Origin of the sequence: Streptomyces iranensis (genome assembly GCF_017874715.1) — a bacterium.
GTDB classification, from domain to species: Bacteria; Actinomycetota; Actinomycetes; order Streptomycetales; family Streptomycetaceae; genus Streptomyces; species Streptomyces iranensis.
In genome coordinates, this window is the sequence record NZ_JAGGLR010000028.1 from 170,322 (window position 1) to 186,839 (window position 16,518).

Consider the following 16,518-nt stretch of genomic DNA (forward strand, 5'->3'; position numbering starts at 1 on the left):
GCAAAGTGACCAGGCCGCCCTGGGGAACCAGACGCGCCCAGTCCACCCCCGCCCCATGAACCCACGCCTCAGCCAGACCCGCCAACAGACGACGAGCCCCCGCATCATCACGCTCAGCCAGACTCGCCGCCCACACCTGCGCCCCACCGTCATGGACCACAGACGACAACACCGTGTCCGGGCCGATCTCAACGAACCCGGCGACGCCACGCTCATGCAGATAACGGACCACGTCGTGGAACCGAACCGTACCCAGCGCCTGCTCCACCCAATAACCCGGGTCACCCAGCACCACCGCATCAGCCACAACCCCCGTCACCGCAGACACCAACGGCACCCGCGGCTCCCCGAACCGGATCCCCGCCACCACCCGCACCAGCTCATCGGCAATCGGACGCATCAACGGAGAATGGAACGCATGGCTGACCTCCAGCCAACGCACCTTCCGACCCGCCAGCCGCCCTATCGCCTCCTCGACCGCCTCCCGATCACCAGAAAGAACCACCGCCGACGAACTGTTCACCGCCGCCACCGCAACCCGGCCCTCCACACCAGCCAAATCCACCTCATGCTCCCCCGCCTGCACCGCGACCATCACCCCGCCCGACGGCAACGCCTGCATCAACGCACCCCGCGCCACCAACAACCGCACCGCATCCTCAAGCGTCAGCACACCAGCCACGAACGCCGCCGTCACCTCACCCACCGAATGACCAGCCACAAAATCCGGCTTCAAACCCGCAGCCCGCGCCACCGCCGCCAAACCAGCCTCGAACGCGAACACCGCCACCTGCGTAAACGCCGTCTGGTGCACCTCGACGGCACTGAACATCACATCCCGCAGCGAGCAGCCCAACAACGGATCCGCCACCGCACACACCTCGTCAAACACTGCCGCGAACACCGGCGAGCACTCCGCCAGCTCACGACCCATACCAGTCCACTGCGACCCCTGACCCGGGAACACCCACGCCACCGGACCCCGCATCGCCACCCCGGCCGACTCCACCGCCGCCAGACCCCGATCCAGCTCTTCGCGATCCGTCCCGAGCACCACCGCACGGAACTCCAGCCCCGCCCTCGACGCCGCCAACGACCCCGCCACATCAGCAATGTCGACCCCAGCCGGGACAACCGACACCAGCCGATCAGCCAACACCCGCAGCGCCACATCCGACCGCGCCGACAACACCCACGGCACCACACCACCCGTCACCACCGGCAGCACCGACGGAGCCGCAACCGGGTCCGCGGAGGCTTCTTCGAGAATGACGTGCGCGTTGGTGCCGCTGATCCCGAACGACGAGACACCGGCCCGTCGCGGACGTCCGTCGGAATCCCACGAGCGCGCCTCGGTCAGCAGCCGCACGTCTGCGGTTGTCCAGTCCACGTGCGGCGACGGCTCATCGGCGTGCAGCGTCGCCGGGAGCGTCCCGTGCCGCAGCGCCTCGACCATCTTGATCACACCGGCCACACCGGCCGCCGCCGAAGTGTGGCCGATGTTCGACTTCACCGAGCCCAGCCACAACGGGCGATCGTCGGGCCGGTCCTGCCCATAGGCGGCCAGCAACGCCTGCGCCTCGATCGGGTCCCCGAGCGTGGTGCCGGTCCCGTGCCCCTCGACCACATCGACATCGCCCGGGGTCAGCCGGGCGTCGGCCAGCGCCCGGCGGATGACACGTTCCTGCGACGGACCGTTCGGCGCCGACAGACCGTTCGACGCCCCGTCCTGATTCACCGCACTGCCCCGCAGCACCGCCAGCACCGGATGCCCGAGCCGCCGCGCCTCCGACAAACGCTCCAGCACCACCACGCCAACGCCCTCGGACAACGCCGTGCCGTCCGCCGTACCCGAGAACGCCTTGACCCGCCCGTCGGCCGCAAGGCCGCCCTGCAGCGCGAACTCCGCGAACGCCGCCGAGGTGGCCATCACCGTCACGCCCCCGGCCAGCGCCAGCGAGCACTCGCCGTTGCGCAGCGCCTGCGCCGCCAGGTGCATCGCCACCAGCGACGACGAACACGCCGTGTCCACCGTCACCGCCGGACCCTCCAGGCCGAACGTGTAGGCCACGCGGCCGGAGACGACGCTCGACGCGTTGCCGGTCATCCGGAATCCGCCCGCGTCACCCGCCGGCAGACGCCAGGAGTAGTCCTGCATGGCCAGGCCGGCGAAGACGCCGGTGTCGGAGCCGCGCAGCCCGGAGGGGTCCAGGCCCGCTCGTTCCAGGGCTTCCCAGGACACTTCGAGCAGCAACCGCTGCTGCGGATCCATCGCCACCGCCTCACGCGGCGAGATCCCGAAGAACTCCGCATCGAAGTCCGCCGCACCGGACAGGAACCCGCCCACCCGCGCATACCCGGCAGGCTCGGTCTCCCAGCCGCGGTCGGCCGGGAAGTCGCCCATCGCGTCGGCCCGGTCCTCGATGAGTCGCCAGAGGTCTTCGGGCGAGGCGATCCCACCGGGGAAGCGGCAGGCCATCGACACGATCGCGATGGGCTCGCCGACCAACCGCGGGGCCGCCGGGGCGATCTCCACCGCGGCCGGGGCCGCGCCGGTCACCTGGGCCACCAGGTAGTCCGCCAGGGCCTGCGGTGTGGGGTAGTCGAAGACCAGCGTGGCGGGCAGCGCCAGCCCGGCCGCCGCGGCCAGCCGGTTACGCAGCTCCACCGCGGTGACCGAGTCGAAGCCGAGGTCGCGGAAGGCGCGGTCGGCCGGCATGTTCGCGGCCTGGTCGTAGCCGAGTACCGCGGCGGCTTGCTCGCGCACGAGGTCCAGCAGGACGAGCTCGCGCTCGGCCTCGCTCAGGGCGGCCAGGCGACGGGCCATCGCCCCGCCGACGGCCCCCGACGCGGCTACCCGCCGCGGCGTGCGGACGAGATCGTTCAGCACCGCTGGAATCGACGTCCCGGCCGCGATGACGCCGCGGACCGCGCTCGTGTCCAGGCCGGCCGCGACCACCGGTCGGCCGACGGTCAGCGCGCGGTCCAGCAGGCTCAACGCCTGCTGGGTCGGCAGAGCGACGCCACCGACGCGGGCCAGCCGGGCCTGGTCGGCCGCGGTCAGCGCACCGGTCAGAGCGCTGCGCTGCTCCCAGAGACCCCAGGCGATGGACACGGCCGCCAGGCCGAGGGCCCGCCGCCGGGCGGCGAGGGCGTCCAGGTATGTGTTGGCCGCCGCGTAATTGCCCTGCCCGGCGTTGCCGAGCAGCCCCGACAGCGACGAGAAGAGCACGAACATCCGCAGGTTAAGGTGGACAGTGGCCTCATGCAGGTGCCGGGCGGCATCCGCCTTGGCGGCCAGCACCCGTTCCAGCGACTCGCTGGTCAAGGAGGTGATCGGGGTGTCCTCGAGCACTCCAGCGGTGTGCACCACTCCGGCCAGATCGGGGATGTCCGCCACCAGCGCGTCCACCGCGGCACGGTCGGACAGGTCCGCGGCGACGATCCGCACGCGGCCCCCGGCCGCTTCCAGTTCGGCAGCGAGTTCACCGGCCCCGGGCGCGTCCGGACCGGACCGGCTCGCCAACACCAGATTCCGGATCCCGTACGCGTCCACCAGATGCCGGGCGACCAGACCGCCCAGCGTCCCGGTCCCGCCGGTGATCAGCACCGCGGCCTCGGGGTCGAATGCCGGGGCCGCGTCGCCGCCGGAGGCGGCCCGACGCAGCCGGGGCACCAGCACCGCCCCGTCGCGCAGCGCCAGTTCCTTCTCACCAGTGGCCAGCGCCGTGGCAACAACCGCGTCGGATTCAGGGCGGCCGTCGTCGTCGAGCAGCATCAGGCCAGCGTCGGGATGCTCAGATTGGGCCGAGCGGGCCAGGCCCCAGATCCCCGCACTCGCCAGCCCGGCGACCGTGTCGCCATCCGCCGCGGAAACTGCCTCGCGGGTACGGACGGCCAGCCGGGAACCCGCCGGGTACCCGGCCTCCAGCCACGCCTGCACCAGAGCCAGCGCAACGGTCGGGTCCGCGGGCTCGGCCGAGGCGTATACCGGCCCGTCCGCAGCCTCGGGCAATTCCAGCTCCGGGCCGACCGGCACCCAGGCCTGGTCGGGACCCGGCTCCGGGTTGGGGCTGAGCGGTGCCCATTCCAGGGCGAGCAGGCCGACACCGGCAGCGGGGGCGGGGGTGAGACGGCTGGTGTCCGCGGGGCGGGAGACGATTGCCGCCGCCGATACCACCGGCCGGCCCTCGCCGTCGGCGGCCAGCAGGGAGAACGCGTCCGACCCGGCCGGGCTCAACCGCACCCGCAACGCCGACGCACCGGTCGCGTGCAACCGCACGTCCCGCCACGCGAACGGCAGCAGGACCCGCTGCCCAGTGTCGTCGGTTGCGGCGGCGAGAAGGGCGTGCAGCGCGGCGTCCAGCAGCGCAGGATGGATCCCGAACCCGTCTTGAGCATCCCCGGTGGGCAGTTCCACTTCGGCGTACAGGTCTTCGCCGAGCTGCCAGGCGGCTTGCAGGCCACGGAACGCGGGACCGTATTCATACCCGCGAGCCGCTATGACCTCGTAGACATCGCCGACAGGGAGGGCCTGGGCTCCGGCCGGGGGCCACTGGCCGTCCAGACCTTCCACCGTCCCGGCGGGATCGGCCAAGGTCGCGGTCGCGTGCCGGGTCCACTGCTCCCCGGTACGGGAGAACACGGCAACCTGAGCGCCCTCGACCGACACCTGCACATCAACCGGGCTGTCACCCAGCACCAGCGGCTGCTCAAAGGTGATCTCCCCGATCGCCGGCAGGCCGGCCCGATCCCCGGCGTGCAGCACCAACTCCGCCAACACCGCGCCCGGCACCAGCACCGTCCCCGAGACCGCGTGATCGGCCAGCCACGGACTCGTCCCCGCCGACACCCGGCCCGACAACACCCAGCCAGCGTCCTCGGCCAGCCGCACCGCGCTGTCCAACAGCGGATGACCCGCGGTGCCCCGGCCCGTGCCGCCACCCGACGCCCAATAGCGGCGGTGCTGGAACGGATACGTCGGCAGCGTCACCTGACGGCCGACCGGGATCAGACGGGTCCAATCCACCGCCGCGCCGTGGGACCACGCCTCGGCCAGAGACATCAGCAGACGCCGCTGACCACCATCGTCGCGACGCAGCGACCCAACCGCCCAGCCATCTTCAATCCCCGGCACCAGCACCGGATGCGGGGACACCTCCACGAACCCGGCCACCGGCATCGACGCCACGGCCTGCGCGAACCGCACCTGCTCCCGCAGATTCCGCCACCAATACGCGACATCCAGGCCCTCGGTGTCCACCACGGTGCCGGTCACCGCCGAATAGAACGGCACCCGGCCCGGACGCGGCGACACCCGCACCGCCAGCAACTGCTCCCGGATCGACTCGACCAACGGGTGATGGCTCGCGTAATCGACATCAACCCGCCGAGCCCGGATCCCGGCCGCCTCACACCGCACCGCCAACGCGTCCAGCGCTTCCGGCGCACCGGAAACCACTATCTGCTCGGCCGCGTTGACCGCCGCGATCCCCAGGCCGTCGGCCAGCATGCCCTCGACCGCCTCGGGAGCCGCCGAGACCGACAGCATCCCGCCGGTGCCCGCCAGCGCCACCAGCGCCCGACCCCGCTCGACAACCAGGCCGAGAGCGTCCCGCAACGACAAGGCCCCCGCGAAGCAGGCTGCGGCGAGCTCGCCCTGTGAATGGCCCACCACGGCCGAAGGGGTGACTCCCGCGGCCTCCCACACCCGGGCCAGGCCGACCATCATCACGAACAACGCGGGCTGAACAACCTCCACCCGCTCCAACCCGTCCCCGGACACCAGCGCATCCCGCAGGGGGAAGTCCACCAGTTGCTCGCACTCGGCCACGAACTCGGCGAACACCGGTGAACAGGCGAGCAGTTCGCGCCCCATCCCCAGCCACTGCGACCCCTGGCCCGGGAAGACAAAAGCCACACCGTCGCCGTCCGCTGCCCGGCCGGACAGCAGCGGCCCGCTCGGCTCCAGCAGTACGCCGCGGTAGTTCAGGCCCGCCCGGCCCCTTACCAGTGAGACGGCCACATCCGCCGCCGCCACCTCCGGCTGCCGTTCGGCCCACTCGGACACGTCCGACGCCAGCGCCGCCAGCCCCGCCTCCGACCGGGCCGAGAACACCCACGGCACCACATCACCCGTCACCGCCGGCTGGGCGGGCGCGGGTAGCGCGGGAACCGTGTCCGGCGCCTGTTCCAGGATCACGTGGGCGTTGGTGCCGCTGATACCGAACGACGACACACCTGCCCGCCGCGGACGCCCGTCAGCGTCCCACGCGCGCACCTCGGTCAGCAGCCGCACGTCGCCGGCCGACCAGTCCACATGCGGGGACGCCTCACCCGCGTGCAATGTCGGCGGCAGCGTTCCGTGCCGCAGTGCCTCGACCATCTTGATCACACCGGCGACACCGGCCGCCGCCTGGGTGTGGCCGATGTTGGACTTCACCGACCCGAGCCACAACGGCCGCTCCTCGGGCCGCTCCTGCCCGTAGGCGGCCAGCAGTGCCTGCGCCTCGATCGGGTCCCCAAGCGTCGTCCCGGTCCCGTGCCCCTCGACCACGTCCACATCAGTCGGGGTCAACCGGGCATCAGCCAGGGCCCGGCGAATGACACGTTCCTGCGACGGACCGTTCGGAGCCGACAGACCGTTGGACGCGCCGTCCTGGTTCACCGCACTGCCCCGCAGCACCGCCAGCACCGGATGCCCGAGCCGCTGAGCCTCCGACAACCGCTCCAGCACCACCACACCGACACCCTCACCCCAGCCGGTGCCGTCCGCCTCAGCCGAGAACGCCTTGCACCGCCCGTCGGCCGCCATGCCGCCCTGCCGCGTGAACTCGGCGAACACTCCTTGCGTCGCCAGTACGGTCACGCCTCCGGCGAGGGCCAGCGAGCATTCGCCGTTGCGCAGCGCCTGCGCGGCCAGGTGCATCGCCACCAGCGACGACGAACACGCGGTATCGATCGTGACCGCCGGACCTTCCAGGCCCAGCGCGTAGGACACCCGGCCCGACGCCACGCTCAGCGCGTTCCCGGTCAGCTCGAACCCGTTCCCGTCACCTACAGACAGTCGCGAGCTGTAGTCCTGGCCGACCAGGCCTGCGAATACCCCGGTGTCAGAGCCGCGCAGGCCCGAGGGGTCCAGGCCCGCACGTTCCAGCGCCTCCCAGGACACCTCGAGCAGCAGCCGCTGCTGCGGATCCATCGCCACCGCCTCACGCGGCGAGATGCCGAAGAACTCCGCGTCGAAATCGGCCGCACCGGACAGGAAGCCACCCACCCGCGCGTATCCGGCAGGCTCGATCTCCCAGCCGCGGTCGGCCGGGAAATCGCCCATCGCGTCCGCACCGTCGGCGACCAGCCGCCACAAGTCCTCCGGCGAGGACACCTCACCCGGGAAACGGCACGCCATCGACACGATCGCCACCGGCTCACCGGTAGCCGCAGAGACCGGAGCGACCTCCGCGGCGGCCGGAGCCACACCAGTCACCCGCGCCACCAGATACTCAGCCAGAACCCGGGGCGTCGGATAGTCGAAGACCAACGTGGCCGGCAACGCCAAACCGGACGCCGCCGCCAGCCGATTCCGCAACTCCACCGCCGTCAGCGAATCAAAACCAAGATCCCTAAACGCCCGGTCAGCAGAAACACCATCACCGAGGCCAAGCACCACAGCCGCATGCTCACGCACCAGATCCAGCACAACCCGCAGATGCTCCGCCGACGGCAACGCGACCAGACGACGAGCCAGCGCCCCACCACCAGCACCGGCAACAGCCGCCCGCCGCGGCGCACGACCCAGACCAAGAAGCACCGACGGCACCGGCGAACCCGCCGCGATCGCACTCCGGACCGCACCCACATCCAGGCCCGCCGCCACTACGGGCTCACGGCCGGCCACCGCCGCGTCCAGCAGCCGCAGCGCCTGCTCGGTGGGTAGCGCCACACCACCACCGCGAGCCAGCCGGGCCCGGTCGGTCTCGGTCAGCGCGCCGGTCAAGGCGCTGGCCTGCTCCCACAGACCCCAGGCGATCGACACCGCGGGCAGCCCAAGGGCCGTCCGGTACGCGGCAAGGGCGTCCAGGTAGGTGTTGGCCGCCGCGTAGTTGCCCTGCCCCGGGTTACCGAGCAGCCCGGACAGCGACGAGAACAGCACGAACATCCGCAGATCCCGGTCGGCGGTCGCCTCGTGCAGATGCCAGGCCGTGTCCGCCTTCGCGGCCAGCACCCGGTCAAGCGACTCGCCGGTCAGCGACGTCACCGGAGTGTCCGCGAGCACGGCGGCGGTGTGCACCACCCCAACCAGCTCCGGGATGTCCGCCACCAGCGTGTCCACCGCGGCACGGCCGGACAGGTCAGCCGCGACGATCCGCACCCGCGCCCCAGCCGCCTCCAGCTCGGCAGCGAGCTCGGCCGCGCCGGGCGCCTCCGGTCCCGACCGGCTGGCCAGCACCAGATCCCGTACCCCATGCCGGTCCACCAGATGCCGGGCGACCAGACCGCCCAGCGTCCCCGTCCCGCCGGTGATCAGCACCGCGCCGTCCGGCTGCGACGCGTCCGGGATACGCAGCACGATCTTGCCCACGTGCCGGGCCCGGCTCATGAATCGGTGCGCCGCACCCGCCTGCGCTGCCGGCCACGCCGTCGTCGGCAGCGGTACGGCCGTCTCCAGGACCCGCGGCCACATCGCGGCGACCCGGTCGGGATCCGCGTACGCGACTTCCGCCAGGTCGAAGGCGTCCTGGCGGGAATCGCGAATGTCGGTCTTGCCCATTTCCACGAACCGGCCGCCCTCGGCCAGCATCCCCAGAGAGGCGTCCAGCAGTTCGCCGGTCAAGGAGTTCAGTACCACGTCGACCTGGCCGAACTCGTCGGCGAAGTCCGCCGTCCGCGATGAGGCAATGCGTGTCACGCCCAGCGCCGCCACCGCGGCCTGCTTGGCCGGACTCGCCGTCGCGAACACCTCCGCCCCCGCCGCCAGCGCCAGATGCACGGCCGCCATACCCACGCCGCCGGACGCCGCGTGGATCAGTACGCGCTCGCCCGAGCGCAGCTGGGCCCGCTCGAACAGGGCGTGGTAGGCGGTCAGGTACGCGATCGTCGTCCCGGCCGCCTCGGTGTCGCTCCACCCGTCCGGGACCGGCGTCACCAGCCGCGCGTCGGTCACGGCCAGCGGGCCGAACCCGGCCATCAGCCCCATCACCCGCGTGCCGACCGGAAGGCCGGTCACCTCCGGGCCGGCCTCGACCACCACGCCGGCGCCCTCGCCGCCCGGCGGCCGGTGGTCGCCGGGCAGCATACCCAGCGCCGACAGGACATCGTGGAAGTTCACTCCGGCCGCGCGGACCGCGATGCGGACCTCACCGGGTTCCAGCGGCCGTTCGGCGTCCGGCGCGGGGACGGCCCGCACCTTGTCCAGGTCACCGCCCTCAGCCCATTCCAGCCGCCACGCCTCCGGACCGGCCGGCAGTTCCAGGCCGACGGGCACAGGGCGCAGTCGTGGCACCAGAACGGCGCCGGCCCGCAGGGCCAGTTCCTTTTCGCCCGTGGCCAGGGCGGCGCCGACGATCTCGGCGGATTCGGGACGGCCGTCGTCGTCGAGCAACGCCAGGCCCGCGTCGGGATGTTCGGCCATCGCCGAGCGGACCAGGCCCCAGACCCCAGACCCCGGCAAACCGGCCACGGTGTCGCCCGCCGCAGCCGCGACCGCGTCGCGGGTACGGACCACGAGCCGCGACCCCGCCGGGTAACCAGCCCTCAGCCACGCCTGCACCAGCGCCAAAGCCTCGGACACATCAGCCGGCTCGGCCGACGCGAGCACCGGCTCGTCCGCCACCTCAGGCAGATCCAGCTCGGGACCCGCCTGGACCCAGATCTGCTCCGAAGCTGATCCGAGGCTCAACGGCGCCCATTCGAGCGACAGCAGCCCCGCGCCCGTGCCGGAGCGGGTGAGCTGGCCGGTGTCGGCCGGGCGGGAAATCATCGCCGCCGCCGACACCACCGGCTGACCCTCACCATCGGCGGCCAGCAGAGAGAACGCGTCCGACCCGGCCGGGCTCAACCGCACCCGCAACGCCGACGCACCGGTCGCGTGCAACCGCACATCGCGCCACGCGAACGGCAACCGCACCTCGTGAACGTCCTCCGCGCCCACGATCATCGCGTGCAGGGCGGAGTCCAGCAGAGCCGGATGGATCCCGAAGCCGTCCTGAGCATCGCCCGCGGCGGCGGGCAGTTCCACTTCGGCGTACAGGTCCTCGCCGAGCCGCCAGGCCGCCTGAAGGCCACGGAACGCCGGCCCGTACTCATACCCGCGCCCCGCCATGACCTCGTAGACATCGCCGACCGGGAGGGCCTGTGCCCCGGCCGGGGGCCACTGGCCGTCCAGACCTTCCACCGTCCCGGCGGGATCGGCCAAGGTCGCGGTCGCGTGCCGGGTCCACTGCTCCCCGGTACGGGAGAACACGGCAACCTGACCGCCCTCGACCGACACCTGCACATCGATCGGGCCGCTGCCTTCGAGCACCAACGGCTGCTCGAAGGTGATCTCCCCGATCGCCGGCAGGCCGGCCCGATCCCCGGCGTGCAGTACCAGCTCCGTCAGCGCCGCGCCCGGCACCAGCACCGTGCCCGAGACCGCGTGGTCGGCCAGCCACGGACTGGTACCGGCCGATATTCGTCCCGCCAGCACCCAGCCGGCGTCCTCGGCCAGCTCAACCGCGAACTGCAACAGCGGGTGACCCGCGCCGCCCCGGCCCGTCCCGCCACCGGACGCCCAGTAGCGGCGGTGCTGGAACGGATACGTCGGCAGCGTCACCTGACGGCCGACCGGGATCAGACGGGTCCAGTCCACGGCCGCGCCGTGGGTCCACGCCTCGGCCAGAGACATCAGCAGACGCCGCTGACCACCATCGTCACGACGCAGCGACCCAACCGCCCAGCCATCTTCAATACCCGGCACCAGCACCGGATGCGGGGACACCTCCACGAACCCGGCCACCGGCATCGACGCCACGGCCTGCGCGAACCGCACCTGCTCCCGCAGATTCCGCCACCAATACGCGACATCCAACTCCGCGGTATCCACCACCGAACCGGTCACCGCCGAATAGAACGGCACCCGGCCCGGACGCGGCGACACCCGCACCGCCAGCAACTGCTCCCGCACCTGCTCCACCAGCGGGTGATGACTCGCATAATCCACATCGACGCGACGGGCGCGGATCCCGGCCCCCTCACACCGCACCGCCAACGCGTCCAACGGCTCCGGCGCACCGGACACGACTACCTGACCGGGCGCATTGACCGCCGCGATCACCAACCCATCGGCCAGCAGGCCCTCGACCACCTCGGGAGCCGCCGCAACCGACAGCATCCCGCCCGTGCCCGCCAACGCCACCAGCGCCCGACCACGCGCAGTCACCAGCCCGAGAGCGTCCTCCAACGACAGAGCCCCCGCGAAACACGCCGCGGCTAGCTCACCCTGCGAATGGCCCACCACCGCCGACGGGACCACCCCCGCCGCTTCCCACACCTTGGCCAAGCCGACCATCATCACGAACAACGCGGGCTGAACAACCTCAACCCGCTCCAACCCGTCCCCGGACACCAGCGCATCCCGCAGGGGAAAGTCCACCAACGGCTCGCACTCGGCCACGAAATCGGCGAACACCGACGAACAGGCCAGCAGCTCACGGCCCATACCCAGCCACTGCGACCCCTGACCCGGGAACACGAAAGCCACGTCACCGCTGTCGACCTCGACTCCGGCCAGGTCCTTGCCCGGCTCGACCCGGGTCAGGGCCTCGTCCAGCTCCGCACGGTCAGCGCCCAGGACCACCGTCCGGTACTCCAGGCCCGCTCGCGACCGGGCCAGCGACACCGCCACGTCCGCGATGTCGGCCCCGGCCGGGACGTCCGATGCCAGCCGGCCCGCCAGCGCCCGGAGCGCCGGGGCCGACTTGGCCGACAACACCCACGGCACCGCCTCGCCCGCCACCACCGGCCGGGCCGGGCCGGGAGCCGGTTCCTGGGCCGGCTCGGCGGGGGCTTCTTCCAGGATCACGTGGGCGTTGGTGCCGCTGATCCCGAACGACGACACACCTGCCCGCCGCGGACGCCCGTCGGCCTCCCACGGACGTGTTTCGGTGAGCAGCCGCACCAGACCCGCCGACCAGTCCACATGCGGCGACGGCTCATCGGCGTGCAGCGTCGCCGGGAGCGTCCCGTGCCGCATCGCCTCGATCATCTTGATCACGCCGGCCATGCCCGACGCCGCCGCGGTGTGCCCGATGTTGGACTTCACCGCTCCCAGCCACAGGGGCCGGTCTTCCGGCCGGTTCTGCCCGTAGGTGGCCAGCAGCGCCTGGGCCTCGATCGGGTCGCCGAGCGCGGTCCCGGTCCCGTGTCCCTCGACCGCGTCCACGTCCGCCGTCGACAACCCCGCGCTGGCCAGCGCCGCCCCGATCACCCGCTCCTGCGACGGGCCGTTCGGCGCCGACAGGCCGTTGGACGCCCCGTCCTGGTTCACCGCGCTGCCGCGCAGCACCGCCAGCACCGGATGCCCGAGCCGCTGAGCCTCCGACAGACGCTCCAGCAGCACCACGCCGACGCCTTCGCCCCAGCCCGTACCGTCAGCGGCGGCCGAGAACGGCTTGCACCGGCCGTCGAAGGCCAGCCCGCCCTGCGCCGCGAATTCCCCGAACACTCCCGGCGTCGCCAGTACCGTTACCCCGCCGACCAGCGCGAGGGAGCATTCGCCGTTACGCAGCGCCTGCGCGGCCAGGTGCATCGCCACCAGCGACGACGAACACGCCGTATCGACCGACACCGCCGGGCCCTCCAGGCCCAGCACGTACGACACCCGTCCCGACGCCACACTCGGTGCGTTGCCCGTCAGTCCGAATCCGCCGGCGCCTTCGTCGGGCAGCCGGGAGGCGTAGTCCTGGAAGGACAGGCCGGCGAACATCCCCGTGTCGGAGCCGCGCATTCGCGAGGGGTCCAGGCCGGCTCGTTCCAGGGCTTCCCAGGACACTTCGAGCAGCAACCGCTGCTGCGGGTCCATCGCCACCGCCTCACGCGGCGAGATCCCGAAGAACTCCGCATCGAAGTCCGCCGCACCGGACAGGAAACCGCCCACCCGCGCATACCCGGCAGGCTCGGTGTCCCAGCCGCGGTCCGCCGGGAAGTCGGTCATCGCGTCCACGCCGTCCGCGGCCACCCGCCACAGGTCTTCCGGCGAGGCGACTCCGCCGGGATAGCGGCACGCCATCGACACGATCGCGACCGGCTCCCCGGCCGCGCTGCTCAGCTGCTCGTTCTCCCACTTGAGGCGCTGGTTCTGCTTGAGCGTAGCCCGCAGTGCTTCGAGGAGCTTCTCATTGCCGGCGCTGTCAGTCATTCGTTCTCCTCCAGTGCCATGCGAATCAGGTCGTCGGAGCTCAGCTCGTCGATCTGGGACGCCGGTGGCGCACCACCGTGGTCGTTTCCACTGCCATTGCCATTGGTATTGCCGTTGCTGGCGCCGTCGCCGTTGCCGTTGCTGGCGCCGTCGCCGTTGCCGTTGCCGTTGCCGTTGGTCGGCGTGTCGGCCAGTTCGAGCAGGACGTCCAGCAGTCCGACGTCGCGTAGACGGGACACGGGGATCGCGCGGATGACTTCTTCGATGCGCGCTTCCTCGGGGTCCTTCGGTGCGCCGATCGCCACATGCAGCAGGCGCTCGGCGAGCACCCGGGACGTCGGGTAGTCGAAGACCAGCGTGGCCGGGAGCGTCAGCCCGGTCACGCCGGCCAGCCGGTTGCGCAACTCGACCGCGGTCACCGAGTCGAAGCCGAAGTCCCGGAACGCCTGATCGGCTCGGACACTCTCGGCCTGGTCATAGCCGAGAACCACCGCGGCGTGTTCGCGCACCAGATTGAGCAGGAAACGCGACCGCTCCGTCTCGCCCAGACCGGCCAGCCGACGGGCGAAGGTGTCGGCTCCCTGAGTCCCCGCAGCGGCCCGGCGGGGCGCCCGGACAAGGTCACCGAGCACCGAGGGCAGCGCGAACCCCGCGGTGGCGGTAGCTCGGGCCGCATCCACGTCCAGGCCGGCCGCCACCACCGGCGAGGCGCCGGCCAGCGCGGAGTCGAACAGCCGCAGCGCCTGCTCGGTACTCAGCGCGACACCGCCGCCACGGGCCAGCCGGGCCTGGTCAGCCCGGGTCAGCGTCCCGGTCAGCGCGCTGCGCTGTTCCCACAGGCCCCAGGCGATGGAGACGCCGGGCAGTCCCTGGGACTGCCGAAGGGCGGCCAGGGCGTCCAGGTAGGTGTTGGCCGCGGCGTAGTTGGCCTGTCCCGGACCGCCGAGTAGCCCGGCGAGCGACGAGAAGAGCACGAACAGGCCCAGGTCCCGGCCGGTGGTGGCTTCGTGCAGGTGCCGGGCCGCGTCCGCCTTGGCCGCCAGCACCCGTTCCAGCGGCGGCCCGGTCAGCGAGGTCACGGACATGTCCTCGGTGATGCCGGCGGCGTGCACCACCCCGGTCAGGCCGGGGAGTTCCGCCACCAGCGCGTCGACCGCGGTGCGCTGGGACAGGTCCACGGCGACCACTTGTACGCGGGCTCCGGCCGCTTCGAGTTCGGCAGCGAGTTCGCCGGCCCCGGGCGCGTCCGGACCGGACCGGCTCGCCAACACCAGATTCCGGATCCCGTACGCGTCCACCAGATGCCGGGCGATCAGACCGCCCAGCGTCCCAGTCCCGCCGGTGATCAGCACCGCCCCTTCGGGGTCGAACACCGGGGCCGCGTCGTCGCCGGGAACGGCACGGCGCAGCCGGGGCACCAGCACCGCACCATCGCGCAGCGCCAGCTCCCTTTCCCCGGTCGCCAGAGCGGCGGAAACCATCGCCTCGGACCCGGGACTGCCATCGTCGTCCAGCAGCACCAAGCCCGCGTCAGGGTGCTCGGCCATCGCCGAACGGACCAGACCCCAAACGCCCGACACGGCCAATCCCGCGACCGAATCACCCTCAACCGCGGCAACCGCATCACGCGTACGGAACGCCAGCCGCGACCCCGCCGGATGCTCATCGGCCAGCCAGGCCTGCACCAAGGCCAACGCCGTCGGCACATCGGCGAGCTCAGCCAAGGCAAACAGCGGCCCGTCCGTTCCCGTGGGCAGGTCCAGGCCGGGGCCGACCGGGACCCAGGCTTGTTCCGGCGCCGATCCGAGGCCGAACGGGGCCCATTCCAACGTCAGCAGGCCCGGACCCGTGCCGGTCGTGAGCCGAGCGGTGTCAGTCGGGCGGGCCATCATCGAGGCGGCCGACACAACCGGTTGGCCCTCGCCATCGGCGGCGAGCAGCGAGACGGCGTCCGGGCCTGCCGGGCTCAACCGCACCCGCAGCGCTGACGCCCCCGTCGCGTGCAGCCGTACGTCCCGCCACGCGAACGGCAACCCGATTTGGTCACCGTCCTCGGTGGCAGCGATCAGGACGTGCAGCGCGGCGTCCAGCAGGGCCGGATGGATCGCGAACCCGTCCTGGGCATCCCCGGCGGGCAGTTCCACTTCGGCGTACAGGTCCTCGCCGAGCCGCCAGGCCGCCCGCAGGCCACGGAACGTCGGGCCGTACTCGTAGCCGCGCGCCGCCATGACCTCGTAAGCGTCGCTGACGGGCAGCGGCTGCGCGTCGGCCGGGGGCCACTGCTCTTCGAGACCTTCCACCGTCCCGGCCGGATCGGCCAAGGTCGCGGTGGCGTGCCGGATCCACTGCTCACCCGCCTGGGAGAACACGCTCGCCTGTTCCCCGTCGACCCGCACCTGGACATCGGCCGCACCGTCCAGCACCAACGGCTGCTCGAAGGTGATCTCCCCGATCGCCGGCAATCCCGTCCGGTCACCGGCATGCAGCACCAGCTCCGCCAACGCCGCGCCCGGCACCAGCACCGTCCCCGAGACCGCGTGATCGGCCAGCCACGGACTCGTCCCCGCCGACACCCGGCCCGACAACACCCAGCCCGCGTCCTCGGCCAGCCGCACCGCACTACCCAGCAACGGATGCCCCGCACCACCCTGACCCGTCGCGCCACCCGACGCCCAATAACGGCGGTGCTGGAAGGGATACGTCGGCAAAGTGATCGGACTGCCCTGGGGGACCAGGCGGGTCCAGTCCACGGCCGCGCCGTGAGTCCACGCCTCGGCCAGAGACATCAGCAGACGCCGCTGACCACCATCGTCGCGACGCAGCGACCCAACCGCCCAGCCATCTTCAACCCCCGGCACCAGCACCGGATGCGGGGACACCTCCACGAACCCGGCCACCGGCATCGACGCCACGGCCTGCGCAAACCGCACCTGCTCCCGCAGATTCCGCCACCAATACGCAACATCCAGGCCCTCGGTATCCACCACCGAACCGGTCACCGCCGAATAGAACGGCACCCGACCCGGACGCGGCGACACCCGCACCGCCAGCAACTGCTCCCGCACCTGCTCCACCAACGGGTGATGACTCGCATAATCCACATCAACCCGACGAGCCCGGAT

The 16,518-nt window shown here is 72.0% G+C and carries 1 protein-coding gene and 1 pseudogene (1 of these 2 cut by a window edge); both read right to left on the reverse strand.

Annotation, left to right across the window (positions count from 1 at the left end):
- A pseudogene (locus J2Z30_RS50260) lies at nucleotides 1-13,396 on the reverse strand (SDR family NAD(P)-dependent oxidoreductase); its annotated part reaches 16,034 nt to the left of the window's first position; the annotation flags it as partial.
- A partial coding sequence (locus tag J2Z30_RS40485; RefSeq protein ID WP_209469043.1) for a type I polyketide synthase occupies nucleotides 13,393-16,518 on the reverse strand: 3,126 nt, incomplete at its 5' end. The gene J2Z30_RS40485 and the pseudogene J2Z30_RS50260, both read right to left, overlap by 4 nt.